Here is an 18,715-nt window from a genome sequence, read left to right on the forward strand (position 1 = left end):
ACTTTACCGATGGACAGCTGCCAGGTAATCGATCATGGATGGAGACGAGCGGCAACTTCGCCAGCGATACTCACACCGCACGACTCGGCGAATCCATTGGGTCGAAAGTATCGGACGAACTCGGCATGGCGGAGGGAAGCACAGGGCGCAACATCATCACCTCTGGAACAGGTGCCGGAGCTGTTGGCGCGCACATGCTCCTCGCACCTGAAACCTTCGCATCCCAGCATATGACCGCAGCCGCCGACGCGTTGTTTGGGAACTGATCACACGAAGTCGGTTGCGCCCCGTGAATTCTGCCGGACGCCATTGGGCGGTGTCTTCTTTGTACAGAATGACACCGCCCAGGCGACTATCCGATCAACCCCCTGCGGCTGAAGCCCCGCTCGCATTCACCTCGGAGCCGCTGACTTCGGCCGTGAGATCTTCGGCAATAGCAAGATCCAACCCGGCTTCATCCTCACGCACGCCGACCTCTACACGCTGACCGTCGTGCACCTCGCCCTTCAGGATCAGCCGGGCCAGCCCGTCGCCGATCTCCTTCTGCACCAGGCGCTTGAGGGGTCGCGCCCCGTACATCGGGTCGAAGCCCTCCGCAGCGAGCCAGCGGGTTGCGGCCTCGTCCACCTCGAGGGAGATGCGACGGTCCCGCAGCCGTGCGGCGACCTCCTGGATCTGCAGGGTGACGATGCTGGTGAGCTGCTCGCGATCCAGGGCGTCGAACATGACGATGTCGTCCAGGCGGTTGAGGAACTCCGGCTTGAAGGAGGCCCGCACCACCTGCATCACCCGTTCGTGCTTCTCCTTCTCGTCGAGCAGCTGGTCCTGGAGCGCATGGGCGCCCAGGTTCGAGGTGAGGATCATGATCGTGGAGCGGAAGTCCACGGTCCGTCCCTGGCCGTCGGTGAGCCGGCCGTCGTCGAGAACCTGCAGCAGCACGTCGAACACATCGGGGTGGGCCTTCTCGATCTCATCGAGCAGCACCACCGAGTACGGCCTGCGGCGAACGGCCTCGGTGAGCTGGCCGCCCTCGTCGTAGCCGACATAGCCCGGAGGGGCACCCATCAGCCGCGCCACGGTGTGCTTCTCGGAGTACTCCGACATGTCGATGCGGATCATCGCCCGCTCATCATCGAAGAGGAACTCCGCGAGCGCCTTGGCGAGCTCGGTCTTGCCCACCCCCGTGGGCCCCAGGAAGAGGAAGGAGCCGGTGGGACGGTCAGGGTCGGAGATGCCGGCGCGCGCTCGGCGCACCGCATCCGAGACCTCGCCGACGGCACGGGCCTGTCCGATCAGCCGCTGACCGATGATCTCCTCCATCTGCAGGAGCTTCTCGGTCTCGCCCTGCAACAGGCGACCGGCAGGGATTCCGGTCCAGGCGGAGACGACATCGGCGATGTCATCGGGGCTCACGTGGTCGGCGACCATCGGCCGTTCCTGCTCGCCGGCGATGCCTGCCTCCTGCTCCTCTGCCTCACGCAGCTGATCCTTGAGCGCCGGGATGTCGCCGTAGAGGATCTTCGAGGCAGCGGTGAGGTCGCCTTCGCGCTGAGCCCGATCGGCCTGCATGCGCAGCTGCTCGAGCTGTGCCTTGAGGTCGCCGACCAGGTTCAGACCGGCCTTCTCCCGCTCCCAGCGTGCCGAGAGCTCCTCCATCTGCTCGGTGCGGTCGGCGAGCTGGGAGCGCACGGATTCGAGCCTGGCGATGCTTCCGGGATCCTCGCTGCCGGAGAGCGCGAGCTCCTCCATCTTCAGCCGGTCCACCTGACGGCGCAGGATGTCCAGCTCCTCCGGGGAGGAGTCCAGCTCCATCCGCTGGCGGGAGGCGGCCTCGTCGACCAGGTCGATGGCCTTGTCCGGCAGCTGCCGGCCCGAGATGTAGCGCGAGGAGAGGGTCGCTGCGGCCACCAGGGCAGAGTCGGTGATGGTGACCTTGTGGTGCGCCTCGTACTTGTCCTTGAGCCCGCGCAGGATCGTCACGGTGTCCTCGACGCTCGGCTCCCCCACGAACACCTGCTGGAAGCGCCGCTCGAGCGCGGGGTCCTTCTCGATGTTCTCGCGGTACTCGTCCAGGGTGGTCGCCCCGACCATCCGCAGCTCGCCGCGGGCCAGCATCGGCTTGAGCATGTTGCCGGCATCCATCGAGCCGTCGCCGGAGCCGCCCGCGCCGACCACCGTATGGAGCTCGTCGATGAAGGTGACGATCTGACCGTTGCTGGTGCGGATCTCGTCCAGGACCGCCTTCATGCGCTCCTCGAACTCACCGCGGTACTTCGACCCCGCGACCATCGAGGAGAGGTCCAGCGAGACCAGCCGCTTCCCGCGCAGGGAGTCAGGGACATCGCCCGCGACGATGCGCTGGGCCAGACCCTCGACCACGGCGGTTTTGCCGACGCCGGGCTCGCCGATCAGCACCGGGTTGTTCTTGGTGCGGCGCGAGAGCACCTGCACGACGCGGCGGATCTCGGTGTCTCGGCCGATCACCGGATCCAGCCGACCCTCGCGGGCGAGCTCGGTGAGGTCCACCCCGAACTTCTCGAGGCTCTTGAAGGTGCCCTCGGGGTTCTGCGAATCCATCTGGTTCATTCGATCATCTCCTGGGGTCAGCTGGGTGACGGCATCGCGAAGTGCTTGAGGGGTCGCTCCGGCGGCGGCGAGCAGCCGCGCGGCGGCGTCCTTGCCGAGAGCGATGCCGATCATCAGATGCTCGGTGGACAGGTAGGTGCGGCGGGCGGTGTCCGCCTCGCGCCGGGCCGCCTCGAGCGCATCGAATCCGGTGCCGACGAAGGTGGGCGAAGAGCCTCCGCTGGTTCGCGGCAGCGAGTCGATCGCCTGCGCGGCGCGCCGGACCACCTCGAGCGGATCGGCGCCGGCTGCGTCCAGGGCGGCACGGCCGATGCCGTTGTCCTGGTCGGCCAGGGCCCACAACAGGTGCATCGAGCTGATCTGCGGGTTGCCGAGCTCGACAGCCTTCTCCGCAGCCGCGGTGACAGCTTCCTGCGAGCGGGTGGTGAACTGGAATTCCACGATGCTCCTCTCCTGGGCGCTTCGGTCGTATGAGGCGTTCGATCAGATCAACGTCAACCAAGTTGAGTCTATTCCGCTCAACTCTAAGAACTTTCGTCACTCAAGGAACTTCGGACGGAGGACCCTCCGGGCATCCGCCAGTCGTCATCCACAACGGCCTTCCACAGCCCGGGCCTCTCCGCGAGAATGGGATCACACACCTGTAGCATCGCACTGGCACCGTGACTCGTCCGTCCAGGGGAACCGACGTCGACCACGAGCCGCACAGCGATACCTGACACCCCTGCCGCGAAAACAGAGGCCCTCATGTCCCAGCCCCCCTACCAGCAGCCTGGCGGCCAGTACATGCCCAACGGGCGCCCGCGCCCCGGTGCCACGAACTCCGCGCCCGGATCTCCGTCGTTCCAGTCGCAGCCGCGCTATATCGACTACGGCAACCCGCGCGCCTATGACACTTCGGTGCGGCCGGCGTCGGGCCTCACCGCTGCCCGTTTCGCTCCTGCGCAGATCCAACGACCCGACCAGGCCCAGCCGCAGTCGGCCTGGTCCACCCAGACCCGTCGGGTGCAGGAGGTCGCGCAGAACGCCACCCGGCTGCCGGCTGTGAGCATCATGGTGTGGCTCGCGCTGGTGGTGCTCGGCTTCTTCGTGCTGGTGGTCCTGGGCTGGTTCTTCCTCGAGTTCGTGATGACTGCGAGCTCGAGCCCGATCTGGTGGCCGGTCACGGCCTTCCTCGCAGGGATCTCCCTGCTCGTCATCGCGGGGATCATGTTCCTGGCGGACCGCTGGGATCCCCAGCCGCTGCCCCTGCTGATCATCGCGGTGTTCTGGGGAGCAGCGATCGCCGCCGGTCTCAGCTACATCCTGAACACGCTGAACTCGCTGCTGGTCTTCCTGGTCACCGGCAGCGAAGCAGCGGTGGCCTTTGCTGGCCCGGTGATCAGCGCGCCGCTGGTCGAGGAGACCACCAAGGGCCTCGGACTGCTGCTGCTGATGGTGCTCGCACGCCGCTACTTCAACGGGCCGCTGGACGGCCTGATCTACGGCGCCCTGATCGGCGGCGGCTTCGCCTTCACCGAGAACATCATCTACTACACCCGCGGGCTGGAGAGCATGGGCGCCGGGGGCGTGCTGTTCATGTTCATCCTGCGCGGGGTGATGAACATCTTCGGCCACGCGATCTACACCTCGCTCACGGGCATCATCGTCGGCTTCGTGGCGCGCAAGTGGGGCACCATCATGGGCTTCCTGGTGTTCATCCCCGCGCTGATCCCCGGGATGCTGATCCATGCGGCATGGAACTTCTTCGCCGGTCTCGGCGGCGGGATCCCGATCCTGCTGCTGATGTACGGCGCCAAGGCGCTGCTCTCACTGATATGGCTGATCACGATCGTGGCGTTGATCTGGGATGAATCCAGGCTGACCCGAGTCCGTCTGGGTGACTACGCCAACCAGGGCTGGCTCACCCACGAGGAAGTCGACATGCTCGCGACCTGGAAGGGACGGCGCGAGGGCAAGCGCTGGGCGGAGCAGATCGGTGCCAAACCGGTGATGAAGCGGTTCATCCGGGAGAGCGCCGACCTCGCTTCGATCCGTCAGCGGCTGCTCGCCGACGGCGCGAATCCCAAGGTCGTCGAGATCGAGCGGAACCTGCTCAGCCGGCTGACCTCCAACCGCCACGAGCTGCTCTCCTCCGCACGCTGATCTGAACCGGGCGCTCGCGCACCGGACGGGAGCCACCAGGGCCCCGCGTCATCGACGCGGGGCCCTCGTCATGCGGAAGCCCTGTGCTCAAGCCGCGTGCTCACTGGGGCTCAGGACCGGGCCTCACGACCGGATCTCAGGTCCGGAGCTTTCAGTGCCGGGGGTCGTGCTCGTCGTCGCCGCCTGTGGAGTCACGTCCTCGCAACCGGTCGAACTGTCGACGCTCCCGTTTGGTGGGCCTGCCGGTACCGCGCTCCCTCCGGGGCGGGGCGGCAGCGAGCTGCGGCGGCGGCTCCGGGCTGTGGTCCTCATAGACGGTGCGAGCGATCGGGGCACCCACCCGCTTGGTGAGGATCCGGGTGATGACTACGACCCGCTCACGCCCCGGGGAGCGCACCCTCAGCTCATCCCCGACCACGATCTTCTGGGCCGCCTTGGCCGGTTCACCGTTGCGCCGCACATGACCGCCGCGGCACGCCGCGGTCGCCGCCGAACGGGTGGGCATCAGGCGGGCGCTCCACAGCCAGACGTCGAGTCGGACGGTCTGCGGCCCGGCTCCTTCCAGCGACCCAGCCCCTTCCGTGGGAGTGCTCATGCGTGCTGCGGCACGCGCACCAGCGGCCACGGGTCGTGAGCCTCGAGCTGCGCGGCGACCGCGAGCAGGAGCGGCTCGTCGCCCGGCCGAGTGGCTGCCAGCTGCACGCCGAAGGGCAGCTCTCCGCCGTCGATCATCTCCCGATGGATCGGGACCGAGACGGCGGCGGTGCCGAGCATGTTCCAGGTGCTGGTCCACGGGGTGAACGCGCACTGGGCGAAGAAGTCCGCCTCGCCGTCGGAGAGCTGGAGCTCTGCAGGGAAGGCGGGGGGTGCGGCCAGAGTGGGGGTGATGACCAGATCGAACGGAGCGAACTCCTCCAGAGTGCGCCGGGAGAGCGACTGGACCCCGGAGAACGCCAGCGCCAGATCCACGCCGCTGTAGCTGCGGCCGCGTTCGCGCAGCCAGCGGGTCAGCTCGAGCAGCTTCCCCTCCTGCGCAGAGGTCAAGGGAATCGACGCCGCCCCGACGGACCACAGCGGCATGAAGGACTTCCAGTCCTCAGGGGTGAATGGGGCTCGGATCTCGACGGTCTCATGGCCGAGCCCGTGCAGGACCTCGAGGGCACGCTCGAGTCCCCGCAGAGCGGCCGGATGCACCTCGGTCTCCGCGGCCAGCGGCTCCCGCAGCACGGCGATCCGCAGCGGGGCCAGAGCCTGGGAGTCCTCCTCGAGGCGGGCGAGGTAGGAGCGTTCTGAGGCGCGCGAGGGGGTGAAGTCTCCCGTGCGCGGCCCGGCGATGAGGTCCAGCCCGGCGGCCGCATCCCGCACGCTGCGCGCGAGCACACCGTCGGTGCCCAGGCCCATCCCTTCGCTGCCGTACGGCCCGGGTGAGACCACGCCGCGGGAGGGCTTCACGCCCACGATGCCGCAGCACGCCGCAGGGATCCGGACGGATCCCCCGCCGTCGGAGCCATGCGCGAGGGGCACCACGCCGGAGGCGACCGCAGCGGCCGCTCCCCCGCTCGAACCGCCGGCGGTGCGGCGCAGATCCCAGGGGGTCCGGGCGGGCGCGCCGGTCGCCGGCTCGGTGTAGCAGGGCATGCCGAACTCCGGCGTCGTGGTCTTGCCGATGGTGAGGGTGCCGGCATCGAGGATCTTCTGTGCCACGCCGTCGGTCACGGTCGCGATGTTGCCCGCGAGGGCGGCGCTGCCGGCCTCGAAGGGGGCGCCGGCGACCTGGGTCAGGTCCTTGATCGGCAGCGGCACCCCGAGCAGCGGCAGCTGAGCGGCGAGGTCCGCTTCTCGACCGCTGCGACGCGCGTCGGCGAGCCGCTCGGAGACGGTCCGAGCCTGTTCCCGGGTGAGGTCCTCGAGCAGGTGGGCGAACGCGCCGGTCTCGGCACCGACGCCGCGGGCCGCCTCGAGAGTCCGTTCGGCGAGCTCGAGGACGTCGAGCTCTCCGCTGCGCAGGGCGGCGGCCGTCTCGAGCGCGCCGCGCGGCTCCGCGGCATTCATCGCTGCTCCCGAGAGTCGACCGAGCGCGCGCCGGCATCGAGCTGGGCGCTGACATGGTCGATGATGCCGCCCAGCGCCTCGTCGATCTGCTCCCAGGTGATCTCGAAGTCGCTCTCGTCGCCGTACCAGGGGTCACGGATGCCCGTGTCCTCGACCGGAGCCGGCGCGAAGTCCCGCACCATCCGGACCGTCCTGTCGGCCTGCTCGCGACCGAGCACGCGCTGGAGCGGCCCGACATGGTCATGGTCGAGAGCGAGCACGAGGTCGGCGCGGTGCAGCTCCTGCTCATCAAGCTGGCGTGCGCGATGGCTGACCGCATCGATGCCATGACGGCGCAGCAGGTCGCCGGCCCGCGGATCGATCGGATTTCCCACCTCCCACCCGGTGGTGCCCACGGAGGCGACCTCGGCGCGGTCGCCGAGGCCGGCCTGGTCCAGGGCCTCGCGCAGGGCGTACTCGGCCATCGGCGAGCGACAGATGTTGCCCGTGCAAACGGTCAGGATCCGGTATGTCATCGGCCCTCCTGGTCGCGAACGGGGGCCGGGTTCTCCAGCAGGTCGGCATAGTCGGGGTGGCGGTCGATCCATCCCTTGACGAACCAGCACGTGGGGCGGATATTCAGCCCTTGGCCGCGGATATCGTCCAGGGCGTAGCGCACGATCGCGGAGCCGATGCCCTGACCCGAGCGCTCGGGAGCGACGACGGTCGAGCGGAGATCCCGCACCTGTACCCCGAGGCCGTCTCCGGCACCCGGTGGCAGATCCTCGTCGCCATAGGCGAGGACAGCGACCAGCTCATCGCCGTCGAGTGCCTCATAACGGTCACGGTCATCATCGTGGACCAGGCGCACCGCGCCAGGTCCGGCGGAGGTCTCATCCATGCCGGTCACGGTACACTGCCGGTCATGCCTCCGCCCCTGATCTGGCACATCACCGAACTGCCCACCTGGGAGGCAGCCGTTCGGTCAGGCTCCTACACCCGCGCGACCCGCGGCCGCGACCTGGCCGAGGAAGGGTTCCTGCACGCGTCCTGGCCGGAGCAGGTCTCGAAGGTCGCCAAGCGGGTCTATCCGGATCGTCCCTCGGATCTCGTGATCCTGGAGATCGACGTGGCTCGAGTGGAGGCCGCCGGCATCGCGGTGGACATCGAAGCGGATGTGGACGGCAAAGGTCGCGGTTACCCCCATATCAAGGGACCGTTGCCCGTGAACGCCGTGGTGCGGCTGCGGCGCACCAAATGGATCGGCCGTGAGTTCGTCGTCGTCGCCTGAATCACGGCGCCGACCGGCCCCAGCCGGTGCCCGGCCCTGTTCGACGGGCTGCGAAGCGGATCGACAGGACTGCGAGCCTGGTCGACAACGCTGCGAGGCAGATCGACAAGGTTGCGAGCGTGATCGACGTGCGGTCAGGCCCCGGCGTACCATCGGGCATGGCCAGGTCACGTCGCTCCGCGAAGTATCTCGACATCCATCCCGAGGATCCTCAGCCCCGGCTCATAGAGCAGGCGGTCTCGGTGCTGCAGGAAGGCGGCTTGATCGCCTATCCCACCGATTCCTGCTACGCCCTGGGCTGCACCCTCGGCAATGTCGAGGCGCTCGATCGGATCCGACGGATCCGACAGGTGGGGAAGGATCATCACTTCACGCTGGTCTGCGCAGACTTCGCGCAGCTGGGTCAGTTCGTGCTGGTCTCGAACCCGGTCTTCCGGCTGGTCAAGAACGCGACCCCGGGGGCCTACACCTTCATCCTCCCCGCCACGAAAGAAGTGCCGCGCAGGCTCGCCCATCCGAAGAAGCACACGGTCGGGGTGCGGATCCCGGACCATCGCGTGGCCCATGCGCTGGTGGAGGCGCTCGGCGAGCCGATCGCCTCCTCGACGCTGCTGCTGCCTGGGCAGGAGGATCCGCCCTCTGAGGCCTGGGTGGTCCAGGATCTTCTCGGCGAGCAGGTGGACGCGATCATCGACTCCGGGGAGGTCGGGATCGAGCCGACCACGGTCGTGGATCTCTCGGGCGGAGACCTGGTGATCGCCCGCGAAGGTGCCGGGGACAGCAGCCGCTTCTGACCGAGGGCGGGCGCGGCGGGGCTGCGGGTGCGGCCCGGCGCGCGTGCCCCGATGTGGGCGTCCCGGGTGCGCGTGCGTCCCGAGGGCCCGGCTCGGCGCTCTAGTCTGCCCTGCCCCGCCCTGCCCTGCCCTGCCGATCAGCGTCAGTGACCCGCCTTCACGCTCCGAGTGCTGAGCACCCTGGAGAACAGCAGGATCCCGACGGCGTAGAGCGGGACCATCCACAGGGCATAGCGCAGGGTCATCGCGTCGGCGAGCACCCCGATCAATGGCGGGGTGAGGAAGAATCCCAGGCGGGCGAACCAGCCGACCACGGTGATCCCGACTCCATGGGGCACCCCGGGAAGGTCATCCGCAGCGCGATAGGCAGCGGGGAAGAGGGTCGCCACGCCCCACCCTGCTGCGGCGAAGCCGATCACCGCGGTCACCGGCGAGGGCAGCAGCAGGGCGAAGCTCATCCCCACCATGGCGATCACACCACCGAGCCGCGCGGTCGTCCGGTCCCCCAGGCGGTCCACCACGGCATCGCCGGTGAAGCGGCCGATCGTCTGCGCCCCCTGCAGGGCCACGAACGCCATACCTGCCAGGAAGGGCGTGGCCGCGAACGTGTCCTGCATGAACAGAGCACCCCAGGTGCTGCCGGCGTCTTCGGTGGAGCCCGCGAACACCAGGACCATGCCCAGTGCAGTCACCAGGCCGAGCGCTCGCAAGCTCATCCCGGCCAGGCGGAAGCCGGTCGGTGCCGCATCGGGAACCTCTGTGGCGGAGGACGCCGACGGGGAGGCGACCGGCGTGCGCTCGGTGCTGTCCGGGCCCGGCAGCATGAAGCGCAGCGAGGCGGCAGCGAGGAGGCCGAACACGATCATGCCGATGATTCCCTGGATCCACAGCGGCAGGCCGAGCTGTGCGCAGGCGGCGCCGAGCAGGCCGCCGACCACCGCTCCGAGCGACCACCAGCCGTGGTAGCTGTTCATGATCGAGCGGCGATAGCGCCGCTCGACCCGCATGCCATGGGCGTTCATCGCGATGTCCGTGATCGCATCGGCTGCTGTCGCCAGCAGCAGCGAGCAGGTCAGCCAGAGCCAGGACCCGGAGACGTAGACCGCCAGATGCGAGACAGATGCGAGCACCTGCAGCACCACGCTCACCCGGGCGGAGCCGAAGCGGGACATCAGGCGGGCGGCGAACAGGCCAGCCAGCAATCCACCGAGAGGGCCGATGCCGATGGCGAGGCCGAAGGCGGTGTTGCTCAGCCCGATCGATTCCACCAGTTCCGGGTACCGGGGCAGGATCGCGCAGAAGGAAGCGCCGTTGAGGAAGAAGATCAGGGAGACGGCCCAGCGGGCTCGTCGCACCGACGCCGGCACGGCGGGGCGCGCAGAGGCGGCGAGCAGAGGATCGTGAGCGTTCACGGTCATCTATTCTGCGCCATACCGCGCCGGAACACACCACGGGTGGCGATCAGGTCACCGCTTCCGGCATACCGTGCCCTTCTCTGCGTTCCGCTCTGCGTTCCGTCACCGGGCCGTACCCGCGCCGTACGCTGGCAACATGTCGACACACATCGGTGCCTCCCCCGGCCAGATCGCCCCGTACGTCCTGATGCCCGGGGATCCTTATCGCGCCCGCTGGATCGCCGAGACCTTCCTCGAGGATCCCGTCCAGTACAACGACGTGCGGGGGATGCTGGGCTTCACCGGCACCTACCGCGGGATCCGGGTCTCCGCGCAGGGTTCCGGCATGGGCCAGCCGTCGATGGCGATCTATGCCCAGGAGCTCTTCGACGACTACGACGTGCAGACCATCATCCGAGTCGGCACCTGCGGCGCGCTCTCGGGGGCGGTGAACGTGAGGGACGTGATCCTGGGCGTGGCCGCCTCGACGGATTCCGCGATGAACGTGCCGCGCTTCCGCTATGTCTCCTTCGCTCCGGCCGCGGATTTCACGCTGGCCCGGATTGCGGCCGAGATCGCCGAGGACCGCATGCTGCCGCTGGTCGCCGGCGGACTCTACTCCGCCGACCAGTTCTACTCACCTGATCCGGAGACCACCCGCATCCTGGCGGGATACGGGGTGCTCGGGGTGGAGATGGAGGCTGCTGCTCTGTACACCCTCGCCGCGCAGTTCTCTCGCCGCGCGCTCGCTCTCTGCACCGTCTCGGATCACCTCCTCACCGGGGAGGAGACGAGCGCGCAGGAACGTCAGGAGACCTTCGAGGACATGATCGTGGTGGCGTTGGAATCGATCGTGCGACTGGAGACGACGCACCCCATAGCCTGAGCGGCGCGCCTCGAACAGCATCCCTGCCGGCGATTCCCGCCAGAAATGACTCGTGCCCGGCCGCCGTGAGGCGCCGGGCACGAGGAATTTCAGGGGAGCTCAGGAGAGGAAGCGCGGCACCAGATCGAAGGTGCCGTACAGCGCGACCATGCACAGCGCGAGGCCGCCGACGAAGAGGCCGACCGAGGGCTCGGTCATCGGCATCATCGACATCATGTAGAGCCCGGCGGCGAACAGCCCGAAGAGCACGATGAAGAGCACCACCGATAGGACGATGTTGTTGCCCTTCGAGGTCACGTTCTCGTCCTGATGCGTCTGCGCATCGGTCGCGTCCGCGACATGCTGGTTGCTCATGCTGCCTCTTCCTCTGTGTCACCGATCTCTGCGTCCGACACGGGGCTCGGACGACCGTTGCCCATCTTAGACCAGGGAGGGTGTGACCGTGGCCGTGTCGCGGTGGCGGATCGCCGTGAGCAGGCTCTCGAAGATGCTGCGCCCCGCCTCGCCGTCGATCTCGGGGTGCCACTGCACGCCGAGCACGCTCGATCCGTGCTCCGCCTCGACCGCGAGGGCCAGGCCGCTGTCGTGGCGGGCCACGATCCGCAGATCGCCGCGGACGGTGCGGATCCCCTGGTGGTGGAAGGCAGTGACCTCGGCGCGGGTGCCGAGCGCGAGGGCGAGGTCGCTGGCCGCATCGAGCTGCGCCTCGACGCGGTTGGGCTCGAGACCTGTCGTGGGATGGGCGGGCAGGTCCGTCGGCAGGTGACGGTGGAGCTCCCCGCCCTCGGCGATGACGATGACCTGCAGGCCACGGCAGATCCCGAGCACCGGCACGTCATTGCGTCGGGCGGCACGGTACAGCGCCGTCTCGAAGGCGTCCCGCTCCGGGTCTGGGGTCATGTCGGTGGCGAGCGACTCCTCGCCCCAGGCGGTGGGATCGAGATCGGTGCCGCCGGTGAGAACGAGGCCGTCCAGCTCGGCGATCTCTTCGTCGCTCCATTCGTCCTGCGGGGCGATGATCACGGGTCGCGCACCGGCTTCCCGCAGGGCACGCACGTACTGCTCGTTGACCGCCACGGCATCATGGCCCGCCCAGGCGCCGGACATCATCGTGCGGGTCCCCGCGGTCACGCCGATGAGCGGGCGACGAGTGCGCTGCGCCATGATGTTGTCCCTTCCGCAGAGGAGCGATGTTCCGGGCCGTCGGTCGACGACTGGACCCAGTTCATCGCGCCGGCGGCATCGCGGGCGAACTATGTGGCGGAATGTGACAGCAGGTTTGTGACGGGGGACGGGACGGAGCCGAGGGAAGCCGGGATCAGAGCAGGGCGTCGACCTGTCGGTGCTGCTCGATCGCCTGCAGGTAGTAGCCGCGCAGCTGCTCGGCGAGCACCGGCCAGGTCCGCTTGCGCACGGACTCCTCGGCCGCTCGGCCGAAGGCCTGGCGTTTCGCATCGTCGAAGAGCAGATCGCTCGCGTGCTCTCTCAGCTCGTCGAGCATGCCCGGGGAATAGAGCCAGCCGGTGCGGCTGGGGGCGACGAGGTCCACCGGCCCTCCGCGCCGCGGGGCGATCACCGGCAGGCCGGAGGCCATGGCCTCCTGGAGGGTCTGGCCGAAGGTCTCGAGCTCACCGGGGTGGATGAACAGGTCGGCGCTGGCGAGGTGGGCGGCGAGGTCGGTGCCGGTGCGGAATCCGGCGAAGCGCGCCCGGGGCATGAGCCGGCGCAGCGACTCCCCCTCGGGCCCCTCCCCCACGATCAGCAGTCGCACGCCGGGCATGTCATGGATGACCTTGAGATCCTGGACCTGCTTCTCGGCCGCGAGCCGGCCCACGTAGATCACGAGCTTCTCGTCCGGCCGTGCATATCTCGCCCGCAGCGACGGGCTGCTCAGCTCCGGCGAGAACAGGGTGGTGTCCACGCCGCGCCGCCAGAGGTCCACCCGTTCGATGCCGTGCTGGAGGAGCTGGTCCCGGGTCGCGGTCGAGGGGGCGAGGTTCACGGTCGCGCGGTTGTGGACGTCGCGCAGCAGCTGCCAGGTGGCGTTCTCCAGGAACGGCATCCCGTACCGGGCGGTGTATCCGGGGATGTCGGTCTGATAGACGGCGACGGTGGGCACGCCTGCCTTCTGGGCGGCGACCACGGCCCGGCCGCCGAGGATCATCGGTGAAGCGAGGTGGATGACATCGGGCTGGAACTCGTCGATCCGCCGCCGCAGCGCAGCGGCACTGGTGGCGGCGATCCGCACCTCCGAATAGCCGGGCATCGGGGCCGAGGCGACGCGGCGCACCCTCACCCGTCGACCGCAGGCGGTGCGCAGGTGCTTGTCCGCTCCCGGCCACTGAGGGGCGATGATCCCGAGATCGTCACCCGTGGCGGCGAAGTGGTCCACGACGCGGAGCACGGAGCCCGTGACCCCGTTCATGTGCGGAAGGAATGATTCGGAGACGAAGAGAATCCTCACGCCATCGATGATGCTCCTGGTGCTGGTCCTCCGCGCGATGGACGCGTGACATCTGGATGAACACTTGGTCCGCATGAACACTTGGTCCACGTCTGCGGCCGAAAGCCCGGTGGAACAGTGGCCGCCGCCCGGTGGAGCAGCGGCCGCGGCCTGATCATGCGGGCGGCCGCCGCCCGATCGTGCAGAGGGCAGCCGCCCGACGGGGGCAGGGGGCGGCCGCCAGATGGGGCCGGGTGCGACCGCTGGCGCGATCCGGGTCAGAGACGCTGCGAGGCGAGCTTCGCGCCCTCCACCAGCGACTCGAGCTTCGCCCAGGCGATCTGCGGATGGATGCGCCCGCCGAGACCGCAGTCGGTCGAGCCGATCACGCGCTCGGGGCCGACGATCTTCGCGAAGCGCTCGAGACGCTGCGCGACCAGTTCGGGGTGCTCGACCACGTTGGTGGCGTGCGAGACGATGCCGGGCACGAGCACCTTGTCGGCGGGCAGCTCGAGGTCCTGCCACACGGTCCACTCGTGCTCATGGCGCACGTTCGCCGCCTCGAAACTGTAGTACTTCGCGTCGATCTCCAGCAGCAGCGGGGCGATGTGGCGGAACTCGATGTCGGTGGTGTGCGGGCCGTGCCAGGAGCCCCAGCAGAGATGGAAACGGGTCTGCTCGGTGGGCACGTTCACCAGGGCGCGGTTCACCGCGTCGACTCGCTTGCGGGTGAAGGTGAGGTAGTCCTCGACGCTCGGCTCGGGGTTGATCTGGTCCCAGTTCTCGGCGATCGACGGGTCGTCGACCTGCACGGTGAGTCCGGCGGCGGCGATCGCCTCGTATTCGGGGCGCATCACGTCGACCCAGGCGTCGAGGAAGGCGTCCTCGTCGCCGTAGTGATCATCGACGATGCGGCTGCCGGAGCCCGGCGAGAGGGAGTTGAGGAAGCCGTGCTCGTACCCAGCGGCCTTGAGCGCCGCCCGGATGTTCCTGGCGTCCTGGTCGACGAGCTCGCGGCCGACGTCGGAGAACGAGACCGGGCCGGTGGCCGCGGGGAACGTGGTCTGCGCGCCGACGGTGATGCCGGAGCTCGGATCCTGGTATGCCTCGGCGAAGGTGGTCCAGTCGCGACGATCGGGGAAGGTGGTCAGGCGCACGTCGCCCGGGCTCGAGCGGACCGGTTCGGCGGAGAAGTGGTCGCTGCCGGTCAGCTCCAGACCGCTGACGCGGTCGAAGATGTACGACCACCAGGAGCCGTAGTTCACGGCCGAGCCCATCAGGTGCCCGTACTCGCCGTCGTTGGGGATCGCGATGCCGATCTCGCGCTGCTTCGCCACCACGTCCACCACAGCCTGGCGCAGCACCTCGCGGAACTCGGCGGTGGGTTCGGGGGTCAGTCCGTCGGCGCCGACGGGGCGTTGCGCATTGGCCGCGATCAGCTCGGGGCTGCGAGGGAGGGAGCCGGCATGGGTGGTGAGGATCTCGGTCATGCACAGAGCCTAGGAGCAATGACGCCCCGGTCGGAAACCGGGGCGTCACAGCTGTTCATATCGGCGGGGCCCACCGGGCGGTCCGGCCCGGGCTCAGTCACGCAGCCAGGCCAGGCCCGGCTCAGTCACGCGGCCAAGTCGGGCCCGGCTCAGTCACGCGGCCAGGTCGGGACCAGGTTGCGGTCGCCGTAGGCCTGCTCGACGCGGCGCACCGGCGGCCAGTACTTCGACTGGATCCGCATCTGGGCGCTGTCGTGGACGGAGTCGTCCTCGAGCGCGGTCCAGCTGCCGGGGTAGACGGCGACCTCGCGGGAGTACGGGTGGGTCCACTCCCCCGTGACGACCGACGCCGCGGTGTGCGGGGCGTTGACCAACGGGTTGTCCTCGGCGGGCCAGGTACCGGCCAGGACCTCCTCGGCCTCCTTCGCGATCATCAGCATCGCGTCGACGAAGCGGTCGATCTCGGCGAGGTCCTCGGACTCCGTCGGCTCCACCATCAGCGTGCCCGCCACGGGGAAGGACATGGTCGGAGCATGGAAGCCGTAGTCGATGAGCCGCTTGGCGACGTCGTCCACGGAGATCCCGGTGCGAGCGGTGAACGGGCGCAGGTCCACGATGCACTCGTGGGCCACCAGACCGTTCTCCCCGGTGTAGAGGATCTCGTAGGACTCGGAGAGGCGGCGCGCCATGTAGTTCGCCGCAAGCACCGCCGAGGCCGTCGCGTGGCGCAGCCCGTCCGGGCCCATCAGCCGGATATAGGTCCAGGTGATCGGCAGGATCGAGGGGGACCCGTAGGGCGCCTGGGAGACCGGGGCACCGCCATGGGGCTGCTCGCCCTGACCGACCACCGGGTGCTCGATCTGCTGCATGGCGGGATGGCCGGGCAGGAAGGGCGCCAGGTGCGCCTTCGCCGCGACCGGCCCGACCCCGGGGCCGCCGCCGCCGTGAGGGATGCAGAAGGTCTTGTGCAGGTTCAGGTGGGAGACGTCCCCGCCGAACTCGCCGGGGCGCGCCACCTGCAGCAGGGCGTTGAGGTTCGCGCCGTCGACGTAGACCTGACCGCCGGCGTCGTGGACCAGCTCGCAGACGGTGCGCACCTCCTCCTCGTAGACACCGTGGGTGGAGGGGTAGGTGATCATGATCGCGGCGAGCTCGTCGCCGTGATCCTTGATCTTCTGCTTGAGGTCATCGAGATCGATGTTGCCGCGGGCATCGGAGGCGACGACCACCACGCGCAGGCCGGCGATGACGGCGGAGGCGGCGTTGGTGCCGTGCGCGGAGCTCGGCACCAGGCACACCTCACGGCTGCTCTCGCCGCGCGAGGCGTGGTAGGCACGGATCGCGAGCAGGCCCGCGAACTCGCCCTGCGAGCCGGCGTTGGGCTGCAGGGAGACGGTGTCGTAGCCGGTGAGGTCCGCGAGCCAGGTCTCGAGCTGGGTGATCAGCTCGAGGTAGCCGGTCACGTCCTCGCGGGGAGCGAAGGGGTGCAGGGCGTTGAAGCCCGCCCAGGTGATGCCGGCCATCTCGGTGGCGGCGTTGAGCTTCATGGTGCACGAGCCCAGCGGAATCATCCCCCGGTCCAGGGCGAAGTCACGGTCCGCGAGGCGGCGCAGGTAGCGCATCATCGCGGTCTCGGAGCGGAAGGAGGAGAACACCGGGTGCTGGAGGAAGGGGTCCTCGCGCACCAGGCCGTCCCAGCCGTTGCCGGAGTCGACCTCGGCGAGCTCCTGACCGGGGGTCGGCGCATGGGGGGCGAAGGCGGCGGCGATCGCCTCGAGGTCCGCGACGGTGGTGGTCTCGTCGAGCGAGAGGTGCACGAGGTCATCGCCCACGGTGTGCACGAGGAAGCCGGCGTCCTTCAGGGACTCCGCCACAGCGCCCGCGATACCGGTGGCCCGCACCTCGAGGGTGTCGAAGAAGCTGTCTCCGACGAGCTCGAAGCCGCTGCGGCGCAGCAGGTCCGCGAGGACTGCGGTGCGGTCGGCGACGGTGCGGCCGATGCGGGTCAGTCCCTCGGGGCCGTGATAGACGGCATACATTGCGGCCATCACGGCCAGCAGCACCTGCGCGGTGGTGATCGCGCTGGTGGCCTTCTCGCGGCGGATGTGCTGCTCGCGGGTCTGCAGGGAGAGCCGGTAGGCGGGGTTGCCGTCGGCGTCCTTCGAGACGCCCACGAGGCGTCCCGGCAGCTGGCGCTCGAGGCCCTTGCGCACGGCGACGAAACCGGCGTGCGGGCCGCCGAAGCCGAGCGGGATGCCGAAGCGCTGGGAGGTGCCGACGGTGACGTCCGCCCCGAGCGAGCCCGGGGAGGCGAGCATGGTCAGGGCCAGCAGATCGGCGGAGACGATCGCGATCGCCTTGGTGGACTTCACCTCGGCGATGACGTCGCGGGGGTCCCATACCCGGCCGGAGGCGCCCGGGTACTGGAGGAAGGCGCCGAAGTACTCGCCCTCGGGGGCTCCTTCGCGGGCGAAGTCGACCTCGCGCAGCTCGATGCCGAGCCCGTCGGCACGGCCCTGGAGCACCGCCTTGGTGGCGGGGAGGGTGTCGGCGTCGACCAGGAAGACGTTGCCGTTGCGCTTGACGTGGCGGCGGGCGAGCAGCATCGCCTCGGCGGCGGAGGTCGCCTCATCGAGGGTGGAGGCGTTGGAGAGGTCCATCCCGGTCAGATCGCAGATCATGGTCTGGAAGGTCAGCAGCGCCTCGAGGCGGCCCTGTGAGATCTCGGGCTGGTACGGGGTGTAGGCGGTGTACCAGGCAGGGTTCTCCAGCACGTTGCGCTGGATCACGGCGGGGGTGTGGGTGTCGTAGTAGCCCAGCCCGATCAGCGAGCGGTGGACCGTGTTGCGGTCGGCGAGAGCCTGCAGCTCGACCAGTGCGGCGGGCTCGGTGACGCCGGCGGGGACCACGGAGCTGACGCTCCGGGGGCCCTCGGACTGGTCCAGCAGGATCGTGCTCGGCACCGCAGCGGTCAGCATCTCGTCGAGGGACTCATAGCCCAGGACCTCGAGCATGTGACGCTGCGCGTCGGGATCGGTGCCGACGTGGCGGCGGACGAAGGAGTCGTGAGCATGCGCAGGCGATGCGGTCATGAAGGAGTGCCCCTGGATGTTGCGTGCGGTTCTGGATGGATGGAGCCGTCCGCGCAGCGGTGCGCGGCACCGGCAGGAGGCGGCTGCCCAGCGGCCGCCGCCTCCGCGACGCTCAGGCCTCGGTGAATGCCTTGTAGTCCTCGGCGCTCAGCAGATCGTCGGGCAGCGCCTCGTAGCTGGCCTTGATCAGCCAGCCCTCGTCGAAGGGCGAGGAGTTGACCAGCTCGGGCGTGTCCACGACGGCGTCGTTGATCTCGGTGACCGTGCCGCTGATCGGGGAGAACAGGTCAGAGACGGATTTGGTCGATTCGATCTCGCCCATCTCGGTGCCGGCGGTGATCTCGCCGTCCACCTCGGGCAGGTCGACGTAGACCACGTCGCCGAGCTGCTCGGCGGCGTAGTCGGTCACGCCGATGACGGCCACGCCATCGGACTCGACGCGGACCCACTCGTGGTCCTTGCTGTAGAGGAGTTCTGCGGACATGGGATCAGTCCTTCCGGAGAGGGGTTGGGGGGAAACTCGGGTGGGTTCAAGAGCAGCAGGGCCGGCGGGAGGTCGGCCC

General features: G+C 69.1%; 17 protein-coding genes. 5 read left to right on the forward strand and 12 right to left on the reverse strand.

Annotation, left to right across the window (positions count from 1 at the left end; all coding sequences use genetic code 11):
• Positions 1–266: hypothetical protein (locus ACT3SQ_RS10820; protein WP_444601131.1), on the forward strand; the 266-nt coding region annotated here is incomplete at its 5' end.
• Positions 267–360: 94 nt separating this feature from the next.
• On the opposite strand, the gene clpB is transcribed toward ACT3SQ_RS10820, so the two are convergent.
• A complete protein-coding gene (gene clpB / locus ACT3SQ_RS10825) occupies positions 361–3,027 on the reverse strand; it encodes an ATP-dependent chaperone ClpB (RefSeq protein ID WP_441444374.1) in 2,667 nt (888 codons plus the stop codon).
• 306 nt (positions 3,028–3,333) lie between these two features.
• Between clpB and ACT3SQ_RS10830 the strand changes: the two genes are divergently transcribed.
• Positions 3,334–4,731 (forward strand): PrsW family intramembrane metalloprotease, encoded by a 1,398-nt coding sequence (locus tag ACT3SQ_RS10830; protein ID WP_441444373.1) that lies wholly within the window; start codon positions 3,334–3,336, stop codon positions 4,729–4,731.
• A gap of 151 nt (positions 4,732–4,882) precedes the next feature.
• On the opposite strand, the gene ACT3SQ_RS10835 is transcribed toward ACT3SQ_RS10830, so the two are convergent.
• The 4 genes from ACT3SQ_RS10835 to ACT3SQ_RS10850 are packed head-to-tail and all read right to left on the reverse strand — an operon-like array spanning position 4,883 to position 7,663.
• Complete coding sequence (locus ACT3SQ_RS10835; RefSeq protein ID WP_441444372.1) at positions 4,883–5,326, reverse strand: RNA-binding S4 domain-containing protein; 444 nt, start codon at positions 5,324–5,326, stop codon at positions 4,883–4,885.
• The gene (locus ACT3SQ_RS10840; protein ID WP_441444371.1) at positions 5,323–6,783 is read right to left on the reverse strand and encodes an amidase; all 1,461 of its coding nucleotides are present in this window, start codon (positions 6,781–6,783) and stop codon (positions 5,323–5,325) included. The genes ACT3SQ_RS10835 and ACT3SQ_RS10840 overlap by 4 nt, the downstream gene beginning before the upstream one ends.
• Positions 6,780–7,298 carry a low molecular weight protein-tyrosine-phosphatase gene (locus ACT3SQ_RS10845; RefSeq protein WP_441444370.1) on the reverse strand — a complete coding sequence of 173 codons (519 nt, stop codon included), beginning with the start codon at positions 7,296–7,298 and terminating at the stop codon, positions 6,780–6,782. Before ACT3SQ_RS10845 ends, ACT3SQ_RS10840 begins: the two co-directional genes overlap by 4 nt.
• Positions 7,295–7,663: a GNAT family N-acetyltransferase gene (locus tag ACT3SQ_RS10850; RefSeq protein ID WP_441444369.1), complete on the reverse strand. Its 369-nt coding sequence runs from the start codon at positions 7,661–7,663 to the stop codon at positions 7,295–7,297. The genes ACT3SQ_RS10845 and ACT3SQ_RS10850 overlap by 4 nt, the downstream gene beginning before the upstream one ends.
• 24 nt (positions 7,664–7,687) lie before the next feature.
• On the opposite strand from ACT3SQ_RS10850, the gene ACT3SQ_RS10855 reads away from it, so the two are divergent.
• Together ACT3SQ_RS10855 and ACT3SQ_RS10860 are read left to right on the forward strand one after the other, a co-directional pair.
• Positions 7,688–8,053, forward strand: coding sequence for a DUF952 domain-containing protein (locus tag ACT3SQ_RS10855; RefSeq protein ID WP_441444368.1), 366 nt, complete (start codon positions 7,688–7,690; stop codon positions 8,051–8,053).
• A 158-nt stretch (positions 8,054–8,211) separates the two neighbouring features.
• On the forward strand, positions 8,212–8,847 hold the full coding sequence (locus tag ACT3SQ_RS10860) for an L-threonylcarbamoyladenylate synthase (RefSeq protein WP_441444367.1): 636 nt from the start codon (positions 8,212–8,214) through the stop codon (positions 8,845–8,847).
• A gap of 143 nt (positions 8,848–8,990) precedes the next feature.
• Here the strand turns inward: ACT3SQ_RS10860 and ACT3SQ_RS10865 are convergent, their stop codons facing one another.
• Positions 8,991–10,259 (reverse strand): MFS transporter, encoded by a 1,269-nt coding sequence (locus ACT3SQ_RS10865; protein WP_442331737.1) that lies wholly within the window; start codon positions 10,257–10,259, stop codon positions 8,991–8,993.
• Positions 10,260–10,398: 139 nt separating this feature from the next.
• On the opposite strand from ACT3SQ_RS10865, the gene deoD reads away from it, so the two are divergent.
• A complete protein-coding gene (gene deoD, locus ACT3SQ_RS10870) occupies positions 10,399–11,127 on the forward strand; it encodes a purine-nucleoside phosphorylase (protein ID WP_441444365.1) in 729 nt (242 codons plus the stop codon).
• 99 nt (positions 11,128–11,226) lie between these two features.
• Here deoD and ACT3SQ_RS10875 read toward each other — a convergent pair whose 3' ends face one another.
• The 6 genes from ACT3SQ_RS10875 to gcvH form a co-directional block, all read right to left on the reverse strand.
• The gene (locus tag ACT3SQ_RS10875; protein WP_441444364.1) at positions 11,227–11,481 is read right to left on the reverse strand and encodes a hypothetical protein; all 255 of its coding nucleotides are present in this window, start codon (positions 11,479–11,481) and stop codon (positions 11,227–11,229) included.
• Positions 11,482–11,547: 66 nt separating this feature from the next.
• Entirely contained in the window at positions 11,548–12,291 is a 744-nt protein-coding gene (locus tag ACT3SQ_RS10880) for a gamma-glutamyl-gamma-aminobutyrate hydrolase family protein (RefSeq protein WP_441444363.1), read from the reverse strand.
• A gap of 154 nt (positions 12,292–12,445) precedes the next feature.
• A complete protein-coding gene (locus ACT3SQ_RS10885) occupies positions 12,446–13,591 on the reverse strand; it encodes a glycosyltransferase family 4 protein (RefSeq protein WP_441444362.1) in 1,146 nt (381 codons plus the stop codon).
• 257 nt (positions 13,592–13,848) lie between these two features.
• The gene (locus tag ACT3SQ_RS10890) at positions 13,849–15,060 is read right to left on the reverse strand and encodes a cobalamin-independent methionine synthase II family protein (RefSeq protein ID WP_441444361.1); all 1,212 of its coding nucleotides are present in this window, start codon (positions 15,058–15,060) and stop codon (positions 13,849–13,851) included.
• A 149-nt stretch (positions 15,061–15,209) separates the two neighbouring features.
• Positions 15,210–18,152 (reverse strand): aminomethyl-transferring glycine dehydrogenase, encoded by a 2,943-nt coding sequence (gcvP, locus tag ACT3SQ_RS10895; RefSeq protein WP_441444360.1) that lies wholly within the window; start codon positions 18,150–18,152, stop codon positions 15,210–15,212.
• A gap of 112 nt (positions 18,153–18,264) precedes the next feature.
• On the reverse strand, positions 18,265–18,636 hold the full coding sequence (gene gcvH, locus ACT3SQ_RS10900) for a glycine cleavage system protein GcvH (protein ID WP_441444359.1): 372 nt from the start codon (positions 18,634–18,636) through the stop codon (positions 18,265–18,267).
• Positions 18,637–18,715: the final 79 nt, after the last annotated feature.

Source organism: Brachybacterium sp. AOP42-C2-15 (assembly GCF_052377065.1).
Taxonomy (GTDB): Bacteria; Actinomycetota; Actinomycetes; order Actinomycetales; family Dermabacteraceae; genus Brachybacterium.

Excerpts from the sequence above, each read along its gene's own strand:
- ACT3SQ_RS10830 (WP_441444373.1), top strand. The coding sequence starts at position 3,334 with ATGTCCCAGCCCCCCTACCAGCAGCCTGGCGGCCAGTACATGCCCAAC.
- ACT3SQ_RS10835 (WP_441444372.1), bottom strand. The coding sequence starts at position 5,326 with ATGAGCACTCCCACGGAAGGGGCTGGGTCGCTGGAAGGAGCCGGGCCG.
- ACT3SQ_RS10840 (WP_441444371.1), bottom strand. The coding sequence starts at position 6,783 with ATGAATGCCGCGGAGCCGCGCGGCGCGCTCGAGACGGCCGCCGCCCTG.
- ACT3SQ_RS10845 (WP_441444370.1), bottom strand. The coding sequence starts at position 7,298 with ATGACATACCGGATCCTGACCGTTTGCACGGGCAACATCTGTCGCTCG.
- ACT3SQ_RS10850 (WP_441444369.1), bottom strand. The coding sequence starts at position 7,663 with ATGGATGAGACCTCCGCCGGACCTGGCGCGGTGCGCCTGGTCCACGAT.
- ACT3SQ_RS10855 (WP_441444368.1), top strand. The coding sequence starts at position 7,688 with ATGCCTCCGCCCCTGATCTGGCACATCACCGAACTGCCCACCTGGGAG.
- ACT3SQ_RS10860 (WP_441444367.1), top strand. The coding sequence starts at position 8,212 with ATGGCCAGGTCACGTCGCTCCGCGAAGTATCTCGACATCCATCCCGAG.
- deoD (WP_441444365.1), top strand. The coding sequence starts at position 10,399 with ATGTCGACACACATCGGTGCCTCCCCCGGCCAGATCGCCCCGTACGTC.
- ACT3SQ_RS10875 (WP_441444364.1), bottom strand. The coding sequence starts at position 11,481 with ATGAGCAACCAGCATGTCGCGGACGCGACCGATGCGCAGACGCATCAG.
- ACT3SQ_RS10880 (WP_441444363.1), bottom strand. The coding sequence starts at position 12,291 with ATGGCGCAGCGCACTCGTCGCCCGCTCATCGGCGTGACCGCGGGGACC.
- ACT3SQ_RS10890 (WP_441444361.1), bottom strand. The coding sequence starts at position 15,060 with ATGACCGAGATCCTCACCACCCATGCCGGCTCCCTCCCTCGCAGCCCC.
- gcvP (WP_441444360.1), bottom strand. The coding sequence starts at position 18,152 with ATGACCGCATCGCCTGCGCATGCTCACGACTCCTTCGTCCGCCGCCAC.
- gcvH (WP_441444359.1), bottom strand. The coding sequence starts at position 18,636 with ATGTCCGCAGAACTCCTCTACAGCAAGGACCACGAGTGGGTCCGCGTC.